The sequence below is a fragment of the Sorangium sp. So ce385 genome, assembly GCF_051474135.1.
Classification (GTDB): domain Bacteria; phylum Myxococcota_A; class Polyangia; order Polyangiales; family Polyangiaceae; genus Sorangium; species Sorangium cellulosum_D.
The window spans coordinates 4,063,227-4,079,302 of the sequence record NZ_CP150337.1 but is presented as its reverse complement, the minus strand read 5'-3'; the positions used below and the strand labels follow the sequence as shown (position 1 = coordinate 4,079,302).

The following is a 16,076-nucleotide window of genomic DNA, read 5'->3' as shown; positions in this document are numbered from 1 at the left end:
GCTTGCCGGCCGCATGTCCACGTTTCCAGAAGACCGCCCTCGCATCCTCGTCGTGGACGACGAGAAGGTGATCCGCGACATGCTGGCCGACTTCCTCGGCATGGAGGGCTACTACGTCCGCACTGCGGAGGACGGCACCAGCGCGCTGAGCGAGCTCACGAAGGGCCATTACGACCTCGTGATCAGCGACCTCAAGATGCCGCGGATGGGCGGCATCGCGCTGCTGGACGAGATCGGCAAGACGGCGCCGAACGCGCTCACGGTCATCATGACGGGCTTCGGCACCGTCGAGACCGCGATCGACGCGATGAAGCGCGGCGCCTACGACTACGTGCTCAAGCCGTTCAAGCTGGACGAGGTGGTGCACGTGGTCCAGCGCGGCATCGAGAAGCAGCGGATGGCCGCCGAGAACATCCGGCTTCGCGAGGCGGTGTCGCTCTACAAGGTGAGCGAGGCGATCGCCGCGAGCCTCTCGCTCGACCAGGTGCTCGAGACCGTCGCGGACAGCTGCCTGCACGAGGTGCGCGGCGATCTCATCTCGACCTGGCTCGACGACGGCGAGGGGAGCTTCTTCGAGCGGCAGCACCTCCGCGGCCCGTCGCTCCCGCCGGAGGCCGATCTCGGGAGGCTCGATCCGACGCTCGTGCTCGACCATTTCCGCCCGGAGGCGCTGCTCCTCGAGCAGGGCATGAAGGGGCTCAGGTTCTTCGCGGCGGAGCCGTCGCTGCCGCTCCAGTCGCTGGTCGCGGTGCCGCTCCGCATCCAGAAGCGGCTCATGGGCTTCGTCGCCGTCGCGTCGTTCACGCGGACGAAGCGCTTCGACGAGGGGCAGCGCAAGCTGCTCAGCATCATCGGCTCGCGCGCCGCGGCGGCGATCGAGAACGCGCGCCTCTACCAGGACCTCCAGGCGACGTTCCAGCAGACGATCGAGGGGCTCGCCAAGGCCATCGACAAGATGGACCGCTACACCGCGGGCCACTCGGATCGGGTCGCCGTGTACGCGGTGATGCTGGCGCAGCGGCTCGGCCTCGGCCCGCACGAGATCGAGATCGTCCGGCAGAGCGCGCTCATGCACGACATCGGCAAGATCGGGTGCGTGCTCAACCTGAACAAGCCGGGCAAGCTCACGAACGACGAGTACGAGGTGTTCAAGCGGCACCCCGTCTACGGGCGCGACATCCTCGATCCGATCAAGTTCCTGCACCCGCTCATCCCCGGCGTGCACCTGCACCACGAGCGCTGGGACGGGCGCGGCTATCCGCTCCGGATGCGGGGCAACGAGATCCCGATCATCGCGCGCATCATCTCGGTGGCTGACACGTACGACGCGATGACGAGCGACCGCTCGTACCGCCGGGCGCTCCCGCACGAGGTCGCGGTGGCCGAGATCGAGCGGTGCTCGGGCTCGCAGTTCGACCCCGAGGTCGCGGCGAGCTTCACGACGCAGATCGAGGCCTACCGCGACGAGCGGCGCGCGCGCGGCGAGAAGGTCCCGGAGTAGCCCATGCCGACCACCTCGCTCCGCGATCTCCTAGAGCCCCCGCGAGACCAGGGCGCTGAGCTCGGGCCGCCGAAGCCGCGGCGCGCGCGCGCCGTGTGGATCGGCCGGCGCCGGTACGCCCCGATCCACGATCTGCAGAAGCAGCTCGTCGAGGCGCGCGCCGAGGGGCGCATCGGCGACACGATCCTGCTCCTGGAGCACGACCCCGTCATCACGCTCGGCCCGCGGGCGAACCCGGAGAACGTGCTGCTCGACTCCGGCGCGCTGAACGAGCGCGACATCGACCTCGTCGCGACGGGCCGCGGGGGCGACGTCACCTACCACGGCCCCGGCCAGCTCGTGTGCTACCCGCTGCTCGATCTCCGGCCGGACCGGTGCGACGTGCGCAGGTACGTGCGGTCGCTCGCCGAGGTGATGATCCTGCTGGCGCGCGAGCACCACGTCGAGGCCGGCGTGGTCGACGGGATGATCGGCGTCTGGGTCGATCGCGCGGCCCCGGAGCAGTGGGGCGGCTCCGCGTGGGCGGGCGAGCTCGCCAAGCTCGGCGCGATCGGCGTGCGCCTCTCGCGCTGGCTCACCATGCACGGCTTCGCGTTCAACATCGCGGTAGACCTGAAGGCGTTCGAGCTGATCGTGCCCTGCGGCATCCGCGACCACGGCGTGACGTCGCTCCACCAGCTCACCGGGAGGACGCTCACCGTCGCCCAGGTCGCCCTCGCCAGCGCGCCGCAGCTCGCCCGCGGGCTCGAGATCGAGGTCGACCGCGTCGAGGATCTGTCGGCGGTCGCCGATCTCGCCGGGGCGCTGCTCGCCCCCGAGGCCGCGGCCGGCGAGAGCCGCAGCGCTCCGTAGCGCCGCGCGCCGGCGCGACGCGGCCAGCAAAGGCGGCGAGCGGCCGGCGATGCCGCGCAGCGGGCGGCGCGGCAACGCGGCGGGCCACGCAGCCGACGCGTCGGCTGCGTGGCGGATCATGCGGCCGACGCGTCGGGCCGCGCCGCCGAGGCAGTGTCGCTCGGCCGTGCCGTGGGCTAATAGCGGTCCCGTGCGCGCGCAGCCCACGACACCGCCCCGTGAAGGCGACGGCTCCCTCCTGCACCGCGGCGCCGCGGCCCCGCGGCCGCGCTGGCAGCGCGCCCTCGTCCTGGTGCTCGCCACGGCCGCCGTGGCGCTCTTCGTGTTCGTGCTCCTCGCGCCCGTCGCGGTGGTCTTCGCCGGCAGGCGCAGCGCCGCGGCGTGCCTCGCGTCGATCGAGGCGCCGCGCGGCCCCGCGCTCCCCGACTGCCGGCCCGAGATCCGCTGGTTCGCGCTGCCGTCGCGGCTGCCGTGGACCTACGGCGCGGCGAGCGCGCTGGCCGAGGAGCTCGGCGTGCGCGCCGCGGTCGCCGAGTACGTCGACGCCGCCGTCGGCCGGCCGGATGCAGAGGCGCTCGCCAGGGCGACCGAGGCGGTGGCGACGGCCGAGGCCACGGTCGCCGCCGGCTCCAGGCGCATCACGTTCGACGAGCTGGGGCCCTCGTGCGGCGCGCCGAGCCTCGCGCGCGAGGCGGCGCGGCTCGGCGACCGCCGCGCGCTCCTCGCGCAGCCGGATCGCTGGCCCGACTGGCACGTGCGCGTGCAGACCCTCCGCGCGGCGCTCGCCGAGGGCGACCTGCCGCGCGCGCTCGCGATCGCGAACGGCTACGCGGGGATGGACCCCCGCGACGAGGACCTGCGCACGACGGTCGCCGCGATCCTCTGCCTCGGCACGAGCGCGGACGCGAAGCGCGGCGCCGAGCTCCTGACGCTGACCCAGGACGACCGGGCCTCGAAGCGCCACGCGGGCATGGCGCGCAACTGGGGCGAGGTCCGCGCCGTCCTCGTCGCCTGCGCGGCCCGGGCCGGCGTGGAGCCCCCGCCGATGCCGGAGGCCCCCGAGGCCGGCGTGGCCGACGCCGTGGAGGCGCGGCTCGCGCAGCGCGCCCGCCTCGCCGCCGCCCGCGAGGACGCCGCCGAGGCGAAGGGGCGCGCCGCGCGCGCGATCCGGGACCTGCTCGTCTCCGCCGACGCGCTCGATCCGGACGCCCGCGGCGATCTGCTCGCCGTGGCGCTGGCGGAGGACGGCGCGCTCGACGCCGGCGACGCCGCCGCGCTCGCGCGGCCGGACGGCGACGGGACCGAGACCGCCGGCGCGGACGCCGTCATCGGAGGCGCCGGAGCCGGCGCTGCCCCGGCGCGCGCGGCGGCCGGCGCGGCGCTCTCGCGGAGCGCGGGCTCGCTGCGCGCGCTCGACTGGCTGCCGGAGCGCGGGCTCGCGAGGCCCGTGGTCGCCGGCTCGCTGCGCGCGCGCGCAGCGGCGCGCGCCGCCGAGCTGGCCGCCGCCCCCGAGCTCTCGCCGTCCGACGGCGACGCCCTGCGCGCCGCCGCGGGATCCCTCGCGCTGAAGGCCGCGCGCGAGCTCGCCCTCGAGGGCGACGCGCCCCGCGCGATCGACGCCCTGGATCGCCTCGGCGCGCTCGCCCCGGAGCTCGCGCCGGAGGCGGCCCGCGCGCTCGCGCGATCGAGCGCGTGGGCCCTCGCGGGCGATCGCGCGCGCGCGATCGACCTCATCGAGCGCGTCGATCTCGCCGCGGCGCCGCCGGCCCTCCGCGCGGCCGTGCACCTGCAGCGCGCCGAGCTCCTCGCCTCGCTGGGGCGCCGGCACGACGCCGCGGCCGCGGCGGTGCTCGCCGACGAGGAGGCCGCGGCCGCGCGCGCGGCCGGCGCCGGCGACGCGCCGCCGGGGCTCGCGCTGCTCGAGGCGCGCGCGCGGTGGACCCGGCTCGCCCTCGCCCCCTCCGATGGCGGCTCGCCGCTCCGGCAGGGCGGCCCGCCCGCGCTGCTGCCGGCGGACCTCTCGGCCGCGTGGCCCTGGGTCGGCTTCGCGCGCCTCGACGCGCCCTGGGCGCGCGGCGACCAGCCGGCGTTCGCGCGCGCGCTCGCCGCCTGGAGCGCCGCGCGCGACGCGCCGCCGGCCGCGCGCCGCGCGCTCCGCTACGCCGCCCTCCGCCGCCGGGGCGACGCGCCGCCCGCGCTCGTCCCGTACGCCGCGCTCGCGGCGCAGCTGCTCGGCGAGGGCGAAGGGGACGCCGAGGTGTGGCTCGACGCGTTCCTCGCGCTCGACGCCCCCCGCTTCTCGCTCCGACACGTCGCCTTCGCCCGGGCCGAAGCGGCGCGGTGGCGCGGAGACGACGGCAGCGCGGCCGCGTGGCAACGCCGGTACGAGGCCCTGCGCGCCGTGGCCTCCGACCCGGCCCGCGCCGAGATCGCACGCTACCTCGGCCTCTGACGCCCGCGCGCCCGCGCGCGGGGCACATCGCACCGGGACGGACCTCACCGCGCCGGCGTTCCGTGGCATGCCCCGAAAAACCTGGAGAGCACATCATCGTACATCTGGCGGTGGGGGAGCTCGGTTCCTACGCTACAGCCTGGCTCGCGAAGAGCTGCTCGCGGAGAGAGTCGTCATGTGTCCTCATTGCGGAAAGAACGCGCCGGTCATCCACCGCGGGCTCGCGGCGTACTGCACCGCGTGCGGCCGGGAGCGCCTGCCCTTCGCGGGCAAGTCGGTCAGCCTGGCGGGGAAGCCGTCCAGGGTCGGCGGGGCCGTCGCGGGCGTGCTCGGCTGGCTGGTCCTCATCGGGGGCACCGCGCTGGCGCTGCTCCTCGGGCTGGGCGCGGCCGCGCTGTTCCCGGGCTCGATCGCCGGCCTCGCGATCGGCTTGCCGATCGGGTTCCTCGCGCTGACGCTCGGCCTGCTCCTCCTCGTCAGCGGGCGGAAGCTCGCCCGATCCGGGGTGAAGGCCTCCCGCGACGCGCAGGTCCAGGCGATCTTCTCCCTCGCGTCGCACCGCCGCCGCCCGCTCACCGCGCAGGAGGTCGGCGTCGCGCTCGACCTGCCGGCCCCGGAGGCCGACGCCCTGCTCACCGAGCTCGCCAAGGAGCGCCCCGACGAGGTGGGGGTCGAGATCGGCGATCGGGGCGAGATCCTCTACACCTTCCCCGGGGTCTCGGGGGCGGCCGGCGTCCGCTTCCCCCAGCCCTCGCTCCGCATCGATCCGGGCCATGGCGCGGCCGACCCCGCGGCGCGGATCTACGCCGATGAGTTCGAGGAGGAAGACGCTGGCGCGTCCCGCGCCTCCCCCCGCCGCGAGCAGCTCCGCTGAGCATGTCCCGCGGCGCGCGTGCTAGCCTCGCGCCGCGCGCGCCCCTCGAGCGCCCGGCGCGCGCCGCCGTCGCCCTCGCACCCTGGTTCGGCGCGGGGGCGCCCTGGGCTGCTCGCCGCCACCGACCATGAGACGCTCCCCTGCCGCCCCGCTGACCGCCGCCGCCGCGCTCGCGCTCGCCGCGCTCCTCGCCCCCTCGCGGGCCGACGCCTTCGAACGGCAATGGCACGCCGGCGCCAGCATCGGGTACGCGCTCCTCGCCGACGGCGGGACGTACCCGGGGCTCGGCGGCGGCGTGCACGTCGCCTACGGGCTCACGGACGCGTTCAACGCGATCGTCGAGCTCGACACCGCGTCGCACCCGGGGGGCGATCTCATGTTCCTCGGCGCGTCGGCCGGCGCCACCTACGTCATCGATATCCTGCAGTGGGTGCCGTACATCGGCGTCATGACCGGCGCGTACGACAGCGTGCGCCTCGCGCCGTGCGGCTCGTATGGTCGGCCGAGCTGCCACCGAGGGCAGTTCGGGGTCTCGGTCCCGTTCGGCATCGACTACGTCTTCAACCGCCAGTTCGCCGCGGGCTTCGCCGGCAAGTACACGCTGCTCCTCCCCGGCGCGGGCGACGGTCCGGGGAGCTACTTCACGGCGTTCGCCCGCGCGGAGTTCCTCTGGGGCTACTAGGTCGTCGCCCGAGGGGCGCGGCGGGCATGGAGGGCGCCGTGGCGCGCCCCGCGTCTCCCGCGCTGCCGGGCCTCGCCCTCCGCGCCCTCCGGCGCTCGCTCGCGGCCACCGCCCTCGCGGCGGCGCTCGCTCCCGGCTGCACGTGCGGCTCGCCCGCGCCGCCGCCGCCGGCCGCGGACGCCGCCCGCGCCGTGACGCTCTCCGTGTTCGCCCGCGGGCTCGACCAGCCCGTCGCGCTCACCTTCGCGCCCGGCGACGCGCGCGAGCGCCTCTTCGTCGTCGAGAAACCCGGGCGGATCCGCGTCGTTGCGGGCGGCCGCGCGCAGGGCGCGCCGTTCCTCGACGTCTCCGCGCTCGTCTCGACGGGGGAAGAGCAAGGCCTCCTCGGGCTCGCGTTCCACCCGCGCTACGCCGAGAACGGGCGCTTCTTCATCAACTACACGGATCGGCGCGGCGACACCCGCGTCGTCGAGTACCGCGCGGCGCAGGGCGACCCCGAGCGCGCGGATCCGGCGACGGCGCGCGAGCTGCTCCACATCGCGCAGCCGTACTCGAACCACAACGGCGGCCACCTCGCCTTCGGGCCGGACGGCAGGCTCTATGTCGGCACCGGCGACGGCGGCAAGCGCGACGATCCCCACGGCCACGGGCAGAACCGGCGCTCGCTGCTCGGCAAGATGCTGGCGCTCGACGTGAACGGCCACGGGCAGGAGCGGCCCGCGCCGGAGATCGTGCAGATCGGGCTCAGGAACCCGTGGCGCTACAGCTTCGACCGCAAGACCGGCGACCTGTACATCGCCGACGTCGGCCAGGACCGCTACGAGGAGGTCCACGTCGCGCCGGTCGACCGGCTCGCGGGCCACAACTTCGGGTGGAACGTGGTCGAGGGGGACGGGCACTGCCTCCACGACCTCCCCTGCAGCCGCGACGGGCTGACGCCGCCGGTGCTGGAGTACCCCCACAACGACGGCTGCTCGATCACGGGCGGGTTCGTCTACCGGGGCGCGGAGCTGCCGGAGCTCGACGGGCTCTACTTCTACGCGGACTACTGCACCGCGATCCTCCGCAGCTTCCGCTGGAAGGACGGGCGCGCGACGGAGCCGACCGACTGGAAGCCGATCCTCGATCCCGACGGCGCCCTCTCGCGCGTGACGTCCTTCGGGGAGGACGCGCGCGGCGAGCTCTACGTGCTCTCGCAGGACGGCGAGATCTACAGGTTCGCCCGGCGGCCGTGACCCGGGCGCGCGCCGCGTCCCGCCTCGCGCGCGACGACGCGACCGGGCGCGCTCGCCGCGCGGTCCCGCGAGGCTCCGGCGAAAACGCTGCCATTCCCATGACGTGAGGCGCGGGAAGCGTCTACAAATGGCGGGCGCAGTCGCGCGAGGCCTCCGAGCGAGCCATACGGAGCGAGCCATACGGAAGGAGCGGACCGTGGAACAGCTTTGGCAGCGCGTCTCTGAGGGCAGGCACACGGCCTTGCTCGACATCGTCCCCGGCGAGCCTCCGTCCCACCTCGGGCTGCGCATCCTGCGCGTGCGCTGCGACGTGCCGGAGGTGACGCTGGGGCCGCTGCACGAGGTGCGGACCAAGGTCGAGCGGCTCGCCGGCGGGGCGCCCCCGCTGCTCGATCAGGCGCGGAGCCGCGTCGTCTCAGGGCTCCGGCGCCGGCTCCTCGGCGACGTGCACGAGCGGATGGTCGACGTCGAGTTCATCGAGACCGCGAACCGCCTCGCGCAGCAGACCGATCGCAGGTGGGCCATCATCTTCGACGCGGTGGAGCTCGCCGATCACGCCTCGCTCGACGTGCTGCGGCGGGTGATGTCCCGCCCCGAGGCGCTCCGGGTCGCGCTCGTCCTGTCCTTCCGCCTGCACGCGCCCGCCGGCCCCGCCGGCGAGCTGCTCAACGCGGTGCGCGCCGCCCTCGGCGCCGACGCGATCCTCCGGCCGCCGGAGGCGACGACCACGCTGACGAGCGTGAGCGCGCCCCCGCCGCCGGCGCAGATCGCGCTGCGGGAGCTGCCCGGCGAGGTGCTCCGGGTGCTCCGGGCCGGCGCGATCGTCGGCTCGGGGTTCGAGAGCGAGCTCGTCGCCGCGCTCCTCCGCGTGGACGCTGTCGACGTGCTCGAGGCGCTGCAGCGCGCCGCCGACGCGGGCGTTCCGGTCGAGGACCGCGGCGAGGGGCGGTTCCATCTCCCGCCGGCGACCGTCGAGGCGCTCCGCGGGTCGATCCTCCCGTCGCTCGCGCGGCTGTGGCACCGGCGGCTCGCGACGCTCCTCAGCGAGGAGCCGGTCGCGCCGGACGCTCCCGCCGCGCACGAGCCGCGCGCCGCCGTGCACGAGCCGCGCGCCGCCGCGCACGACCCCTCGAAGGGCCTCGCCGCGGCGCCTCCCGCGCCCACCGCAGCGCCGCCGGCGCACGCCGCGGCGCCGCCGACCCAGCACGCGGCCGCCCTGGCGCCGGCCGTCGAGCGGCACCTCGCCAGCGGCGCGGGCCTGAGCGCGCCGCGCGGCGACGAGGCGGCCGCGCGGGCCGCCGGGCTGGCGAGGCCCGGCGCGGCGGCGCCGATCGCGACCACCCCGTCGTCCACGTCGATCCCGGCCGTCGTGACGCCGCGCACGAGCGCCGCGATGCCCCCGCCGACCGCCGCGTCGCCGGGCGCGTCCGCCGCCGCCGCGTTGCAGGCCTACGAGGGCAGCGGCGCGGCGGCCGCCGACGAGCGGGACAACGGCGCCGACGCCGCGCTCCCGGCGGCGCGCGGCGGGGTACCTCGCGCGGCGGAGACGCTGCGGCCGCCGCCGGTCGCGGCCTATGCCGGCGGCCCGTCCATGAGCAGCGCGCGCCGCGCGCCGCCCCGCGTCGGCCAGGACAGGTCCACGCCGATCGCGCCCGCCGGGCCGGGCAACCCGCCGTGGCCTTACGCCGAGCTGTTCCACCGCAACCCGGAGAGCCGCCGCCTCTCCGAGCCGCCCGAATCCGTCCGGTTCGACGCCCCGCCCGACTCGCTGGACGCGCCCATCCCGGGGCCGGTGCGGGTCCCCCGCGATCTCGCGCCCGGCGGCGCCGGCGCCCCGGCGGACGAGCCGAGCCGCTCGCTCCGCGGGGCCGCGCTGCGCGTCCCCGCCGCGCTGTCCGAGCGGTCGTCTCCCGGCGGATCCCGCCCGTCCTTCCGGCCTCCGGCGCCCGACGCCGCCGGCGGAGCGCGCGTCGACCCGGCGCGCGCGGCGGCCGAATCCCTTCGCGGCGCTGCGCCGCTCGGCGTGTCCGTGCACCCGGCCCCGCCCGAGCCCGACCTCGCCGAGGCGCCGAGCGCCGCGCCCGCGCCCGCGCCCGCGCCCCCGGCCAGCGCCGGACGCCGGCCCCACGACGCGCGCGCGGCAGCCCACCTGACCGAGGCCGGCGAGCTCGAGGAGGCGGCGCGGCGTTACCGCGCGGCCGCGGCGGAGGCGGCCGCCATGGGCGCGTATCCCCAGGCGCTGAGCTACGGGCAGAAGGCGCTCGCGCTGCTCGACGGCCTGCCGGCGACCCCCGCGCGCCGGCGGCTCCGCATCGGCGCGCTCGCGGGCATCGCCCGGGTGCAATGGCAGGCGGCCGGCCCGGATCCGGCGTTCACGCTCGTGGGCGCGCTCGAGGTGCTCGACGCCGCGCGGGCGCTCCTCACGCAGGGCGACCCGCCGGAGCTGCACGCCGAGGTCGCCGCGCTCATCGCGAGCGTCTGCTACGACATCGGCGACCTGCGCTCGCTGGAGCGCGCGCTCGAGGAGCTCACGACGGCGAGCCGCCTGCTGCTCGACGCCGGCGACGCGCTCGGCTCGGCCCGGCTGCTCAACGATCAGGCGGCGGTCTACGTGCGCATGGGCGATCCCGTCCGGGCGACGCACCTCCTCACCGAGTCGCGCCGGGTCTTCGAGGAGCGGGCCCGCGTCGATCCGGTGGCGCGCGTCGAGCTGGCCGAGACGGATCACCTCTTCGCGCGGATCCCGCTCCACGTCCCCGCCCGGCCCGGGCGCGAGTCCGACGCCCTGTCGATGGGGATCGATCACGCGCTCGCCGCCGAGCGCACCTACAAGCAGCTCGGGGACACCCGGGAGCTCGCCCGGGTGTGGGAGACGATCGGCCGGCTGGAGCTCCGCAAGGGCCGCCTCGATCGCGCGACGCAGCGCCTGACCGCGGCGATCGAGGCCGAGGAGGCGCTCGGCGATCTCATCGGCCTGGCCCGCTCGACGGCCGCGCTCGCGGAGGTGCTCTCGGCGAAGGGGCTGCACCGGGAGGCGCTCTCGCTCCTGGCCGAGTCCATGGCGATGAACCTGGAGAAGGGCTCGCCGCTCGGGCTCGCGTACAACCGCCGGGCCTTGAACGCGCTCGTCCCGAACATCTCGCTCCAGGGGGAGGAAGCCGGGCTGCTGCGGAAGATCGCGGCGGAGCTCGCGGCGGCGGAAGCGGCCCTCGGCCGCCTGAGGCTCCCGGGCGAGCCCGACTGAGCCGCCCCGATCGCCGCCGCGGCCTCGGGCCTCGCCGGGGCGCCGCCGCTCCGGGGATCCGGGCCGGTCGCACCGCGGCCTTTGACCTTGCCGGGGCGCGGCCGCTCCGGCGAAATGCGCCGCATGTCGTCCCCCTCGACGCGGCGCCCTCGCCACGACGGCGCGCTGCGCTCCTTGGTCGGCTTGTTGGCCCTCTCCGCCGCGTGCGCGCCCGCCCCGACGGCGCCTGCGCCGGCCGCGCCCCGGCCGGCCGCGCCCGCGCCGACTTCGCCGTCGGCCCCCGCCGAGGCGCCGCGGCCTGCGCCCGCGCCGGAGCGGCCGGGGTACGAGGGGCACGGCGCGGCGAGCGTCTCTCCTGAGATCCTGGCGCGTTACGCCCCGCCTCCGCTCCCGGACGACGTGTCGCGCCGGATCCAGGCGCTGCTCGACGTGCGCGCGCCCGGGGGCGGCGTCCTCGGGCCGGACGGCAAGGCGCTCTACTTCACCTGGACGATCACGGGGACGAGGCAGGTCTTCCGGCTCGACGGGCCGCAGCGCTTCCCGCTGCAGCTGACGGGCGGCGAGGATCCGACGGTGGTGGTGGACGTCACGCCGGGCGGCGCGCACCTCGTCCTCTCGCGCGATCGCAAGGGCGAGGAGAACCCCGGGCTCTATCTCCAGGACGCGAAGGGCGGGCCGCTCCTCGTCATCCAGCACAAGCCCGGCGTGCAGACGCAGCTGCAGCTCGTCTCCGACGACGGGCGGTACGTCTATCACCGGGCCAACGACATCAAGAAGGACGCGTATGCCATCTACCGGTATGACATCGCGTCGAAGCAGCGCGAGCTCGTGTTCGATCGCGAGGGCATCTGGCGCGCCGTGGACGCCGCGGCGGGCGGCCGCCTGCTGCTCGCCAAGGACGTCGGCTCCAACATGAGCGAGCTCTACGAGTGGGCGCCGGGCGCCGCGAAGGCCGATCCGGCGGCCGGGACGCTGACCCCTCTCTTCGGGCAGGGCGAGCGCGAGGACTACAGGGCCCTGTACGGCGCGGCGCCCGGCGAGGTCCTCGTCCTCACGCCGCGCCTCGGGGAGCACCGCCGGCTCTACAGCTGGAAGGCGGGGAAGCTCACGCCGATCACGCCGGAGATCCCGTTCGACGTCAGCGCCTTCTCCATCGATCGGGCGCGGAAGCGGGTGCTCTACACGGTGAACGAGCGGGGCTACACGCGGCTCCGCGCGCTCGACGCGAGGTCGTACCGCGAGGTCAAGCTGCCCGCGCTGCCGGCGGCGGATCACGTGGTGCCGGTCGCGACGACGCCGGACGGCCGGTTCACGACGCTGCTCCTGGAGACCTCGAGGGCGCCGGCGGCGAGCTATGTCCTCGACTGGACGACCGGCAAGCTGACGCAGTGGCACACCCCGAGCATGCCCGAGATGCCGCCGGACGCGTTCGCGGCGGTCACGCTGGAGTCCTATCCGGCGCGCGACGGGGCGCAGATCCCGATGTTCGTGCGGCGCCCTGCCCGGTGCGAGCGGCCGTGTCCGGTGGTCGTCCATTTCCATGGCGGCCCGGAGAGCCAGACCAGGGCGGGGTTCAACGCGCGCGCGCAGATCTTCGTGGACGCGGGGTTCGTGTTCGTCGAGCCGAACGTCCGGGGGAGCGACGGATACGGCAAGACGTGGCTGCACGCGGACGACGGCGCGAAGCGGCTCGACGTGATCACGGACATCGAGGACGCCGCGAAGTTCGTCAGGGCGAGCTTCGGTCACGAGGGCCGGCCGCCGAGGGTCGGCGTCTTCGGCGGCAGCTACGGCGGCTATTCCGCGCTGATCGGCATGACGATGTTCGCCGGCGCCTACGACGCGGGCGCGGCCGTCGTCGGCATGAGCAACCTGGTGACGTTCCTCCAGAACACGGCGCCTTACCGGCGCATCCTCCGGATCTCCGAGTACGGTGATCCCGAGAAGGACCGGGAGGCGCTGCTCAAGCTGTCGCCGATCACGTACCTCGATCGGGTGAAGGCGCCCCTGCTGATCATGCAGGGGGTGACCGATCCGCGCGTGCCTGCGGGCGAGTCGGTGCAGATCCAGCAGGCGCTGGAGGCGAAGAAGATCCCGTCGGAGCTCATCCTGTTCGCCGACGAGGGGCACGGGGTGCAGAAGCGGGACAACCAGGTGCTCCAGTACGGGCACCTGGTGCGGTTCTTCCGGACGCACCTCGGGGCGCGGTAGGTCCGTATTCCTGACGGCTCGACATGGGCGCTCCCCGCGCCGCGCGACGGGCGCGCTCGCCTCGGCCCCACCGCGCCGAGGCCTGCGCACCGGACGCGGTCAGGCCCTGGCGAGGACGGGAGGCTTCACGCGGCGCGGGTGGCCGGACGCCGCGCCGGGCTGGCCGGACGCCGCGCCGGGCTGGCCGGACGCTGCGCCGGGCTCGCCGGCTCGCCGGGGGCGCGGCCTGCGCCGGCGAGATCGTCGAAGACCTGCGGCATCAGGGACACCTTGCCGTGGAGCCGGAGCACGCACTCCACGAGGAGCTTCGCCGCACCGTAGACGGTGAGCCACTCGGCGCGCGCGGCCTTCATCTCGGGGGTCACCGTGCGGCGGGCGAGCCGGGCCCTGCGCACGCTCCGGAGGAACGGATCGAGGGCACCCCGGGAGCGCTCCAGCTCGGCCAACCACGCCTCGCGCTCGGGCAGCGGGCGCTTGCGCTGCTCGAGCACCTCCGCCGCGTGCGCCAGCGCCTCGGCGAGCCTCGCGGGGCGGCCGCGGAGCACCGTGGCGAGGCTCTGGCCTTGAAGGATGTCGCGGGCGAGCGCGACCCCACCTGGCCGAGACGCGGCGCGCTCGACGAGGCGGCGCAGCAGGTCGCGGCCCCTCGCGACCGCGCCGGCCTCGCGTCGCCTCGCGGCGATGGACGCCGGGGCCGCCGCCGCCGCCGCGGTCGCCTCCACCATCGCCTTGCGCGAGGCCTCGGTCGCGGCGTCGAGCCGCGTCGCGACGGCGCGCAGGGCCTGCTGGAAGCCCGCATCGACCGGCACGACGAGCTTCCGGATCTGTGACGCGGTGAAGCGGCCGTATGCCTCGATATCGCGCTGGTAGATGTAGGAATCCGACATAGGGGCAGCTCCACGGCGCAACAGGCGAGCCCAGCCAGAGCTCTCTACCTGAGGCGCGCGAGCGGCGGGAGGGGATTTCGTGGGCTTCACCCCTCTATCCCCGTATCTACGACTTTATCCCTCGGGATAGGCCCTCCTCGTGCCCGGCGCTCGTTCCACGCGGCTTACCGCGGCTTCCCCGGGAAAACCCCGCCCGAGTCCGCCTGGCATCCTCCCTGCAATACCCCCCAGCGTCCACGCCAGAGTAGCTCAGCGGTAGAGCGCGAAAACAACTCCGGACGGTGTTCTCCGGCGCGATGAGCGACGGCAGTGAGCTCCGGGGTTACTTCCCTCCTACGGACGCGGTCGCGGGTTCGAATCCCGTCTCTGGCACAAGGGCGCAGCGCGGCAGTGAGCGTCACGGTTCCTTCGTTTTGACACGACAACCCCGTGACCACCCTTCTCCGCGCTGCGCCCGCTCTCTCGACCCCTCGCCGCGCGTGCGTCGAGGAAGGAGGTGTCCCCATGGCGTTCTTTCAGCATCTCAAGCGCAAGGCTCAGCGCGACGGCGTCTCGCACCTGAACTGGATGGGCGGGCGCTCCTACGACATCGCCGATCCGCTGAAGCGCCTCCGCCTCGCGGCCTCCTCGTGCTTCTTCGGCGAGCCCATGTACTACCACCGCGATCCGGCGGACCCGCGCCCGGCGAAGACCGCGAAGAAGGCCCCGGGCCGCGCGCGCCTCTCCGACGCGGACGTGAAGCGCCTTCGCGAGACGCTCGGCGCCGTGGATCCGGCCGAGTGGCGCGCGCTCTCGCCCGCCGCGCTGATCGAGAAGGCCATCGACGAGGCGCTCGCGGCCGATCCGGAGGCGACGCTCGCCGAGGCGGCGCGGCTGCGCGAGGAGGAGCACCTCCGCACGACGCCGCAGGTCATCCTGGTGCGGGCGGCGAACGCCGCCGCGGTGCGCGGGACCGGCCTCGTGCGCCGCTTCGCGCCGCGCATCCTGAAGCGCGCGGACGAGCCGGCGGTCGCCCTCGCGTACCAGCTCTACCGCTTCGGCAAGCCGGTGCCGAACGCGCTGAAGCGCGCGCTGCGCGACGCCCTCCAGCGCTTCGACGATCACGCCCTCGCGAAGTACCGGCTCGAGGGCAAGGGGAGCAAGACCGTGGACGTCATGAACCTCGTGCACCCGAAGAGCCCGAGCGTCGACCGCCTCGCGAAGGGCGCGCTGCGCGCGACCGGCCGCACCTGGGAGGCGATCGTCTCGGCCCGCGGCTCGAACCGGTGCGCGTGGCGCAAGGCGCTGCCGGCCATGGGCCACATGGCCCTCCTGCGCAACCTGCGTAACCTCATCGAGGCGGGCGTGCCGGCCGAGGCGTTCCTGCCGAAGCTCGTGGCGACGGCCGCGGAGGGCAAGCAGCTGCCCTTCCGGTACTACAGCGCCTACCAGGCGGTGAAGGGCTGCGCGCCGGGCGCCGTGCTGGACGCGGTGGAGCAGTGCCTGCACCGCGCGCTCGGCGAGGCGCCGCGCTTCCCCGGCCGGGTGATGGTCCTCTGCGACAACAGCGGATCCGCGCAGGGCACGACCACGAGCAGCCTCGGCACCATGCGCGTCTCCACCATCGCGAACCTCACGGGGGTCGTGGCCGGGGTGCGCGCGGACGACGGGCACCTCGGCGTGTTCGGCGACCGGCTCGAGAGCTTCGCGGTGCGCAAGCAGGAGAGCGTGTTCTCGCAGCTCGACCGCGCGGAGCAGATCGCCCGCACGATCGGGATGGCGACCGAGAACGGCGTGTGGCTGTTCTGGGATCGCGCGATCCGCGAGCGGCAGCGCTGGGATGCGGTGTTCGTGCTGAGCGACATGCAGGCCGGCCACGGCGGCCTCTACGGGTCGCGCCCGAAGGACTACGCGGACTTCGCCTGGAACGGGCACTACATCGACGTGGCCAAGCTCGTCGCGGCGTACCGCGCGCGCGTGCACCGCGACGTGCGCGTGTTCCTGGTGCAGGTCGCCGGCTACCAGGACACCCTGGTGCCCGAGTTCTACGATCGCACGTACATCCTCGGCGGCTGGGGCGAGGGGCTCCTGCGCTTCGCCGCCGCGATGGCGCAGGCGTAGCGGCGCGCGCCGGACGAGGCGCCCCCGCGCGTCGCCGC

At 75.4% G+C, this 16,076-nt stretch carries 10 protein-coding genes and 1 tRNA gene; 10 read left to right on the top strand and 1 reads right to left on the bottom strand.

Annotation, left to right across the window (positions count from 1 at the left end; genetic code table 11):
* The first annotated feature begins 13 nt into the window (after nt 1–13).
* The 8 genes from WME83_RS15135 (at nt 14) to WME83_RS15100 (ending at nt 13,051) form a co-directional block, all read left to right on the top strand.
* Nucleotides 14–1,501, top strand: coding sequence for an HD domain-containing phosphohydrolase (locus WME83_RS15135; RefSeq protein WP_437319991.1), 1,488 nt, complete (start codon nt 14–16; stop codon nt 1,499–1,501).
* Between the two features lie 3 nt (nt 1,502–1,504).
* The gene (lipB, locus tag WME83_RS15130) at nt 1,505–2,353 is read left to right on the top strand and encodes a lipoyl(octanoyl) transferase LipB (RefSeq protein WP_437319990.1); all 849 of its coding nucleotides are present in this window, start codon (nt 1,505–1,507) and stop codon (nt 2,351–2,353) included.
* Nucleotides 2,354–2,543: 190 nt separating this feature from the next.
* Entirely contained in the window at nt 2,544–4,805 is a 2,262-nt protein-coding gene (locus WME83_RS15125) for a hypothetical protein (protein WP_437319989.1), read from the top strand.
* Between the two features lie 175 nt (nt 4,806–4,980).
* Nucleotides 4,981–5,679: a hypothetical protein gene (locus WME83_RS15120; protein WP_437319988.1), complete on the top strand. Its 699-nt coding sequence runs from the start codon at nt 4,981–4,983 to the stop codon at nt 5,677–5,679.
* 127 nt (nt 5,680–5,806) lie between these two features.
* Complete coding sequence (locus WME83_RS15115; RefSeq protein WP_437319987.1) at nt 5,807–6,361, top strand: hypothetical protein; 555 nt, start codon at nt 5,807–5,809, stop codon at nt 6,359–6,361.
* 38 nt (nt 6,362–6,399) lie between these two features.
* Nucleotides 6,400–7,596, top strand: coding sequence for a PQQ-dependent sugar dehydrogenase (locus WME83_RS15110; protein WP_437319986.1), 1,197 nt, complete (start codon nt 6,400–6,402; stop codon nt 7,594–7,596).
* A 196-nt stretch (nt 7,597–7,792) separates the two neighbouring features.
* Nucleotides 7,793–10,840 carry a hypothetical protein gene (locus WME83_RS15105; RefSeq protein WP_437319985.1) on the top strand — a complete coding sequence of 1,016 codons (3,048 nt, stop codon included), beginning with the start codon at nt 7,793–7,795 and terminating at the stop codon, nt 10,838–10,840.
* A 123-nt stretch (nt 10,841–10,963) separates the two neighbouring features.
* Nucleotides 10,964–13,051 (top strand): S9 family peptidase, encoded by a 2,088-nt coding sequence (locus tag WME83_RS15100; RefSeq protein ID WP_437319984.1) that lies wholly within the window; start codon nt 10,964–10,966, stop codon nt 13,049–13,051.
* Between the two features lie 125 nt (nt 13,052–13,176).
* Here WME83_RS15100 and WME83_RS15095 read toward each other — a convergent pair whose 3' ends face one another.
* Nucleotides 13,177–13,938, bottom strand: a complete 762-nt coding sequence (locus WME83_RS15095; RefSeq protein WP_437319983.1) for a hypothetical protein — start codon at nt 13,936–13,938, stop codon at nt 13,177–13,179.
* Between the two features lie 238 nt (nt 13,939–14,176).
* Between WME83_RS15095 and WME83_RS15090 the strand changes: the two genes are divergently transcribed.
* Both WME83_RS15090 and WME83_RS15085 read left to right on the top strand, forming a co-directional pair.
* Nucleotides 14,177–14,310, top strand: a tRNA-Arg gene (locus WME83_RS15090).
* A gap of 132 nt (nt 14,311–14,442) precedes the next feature.
* Nucleotides 14,443–16,038 carry a TROVE domain-containing protein gene (locus tag WME83_RS15085; RefSeq protein ID WP_437319982.1) on the top strand — a complete coding sequence of 532 codons (1,596 nt, stop codon included), beginning with the start codon at nt 14,443–14,445 and terminating at the stop codon, nt 16,036–16,038.
* Nucleotides 16,039–16,076: the final 38 nt, after the last annotated feature.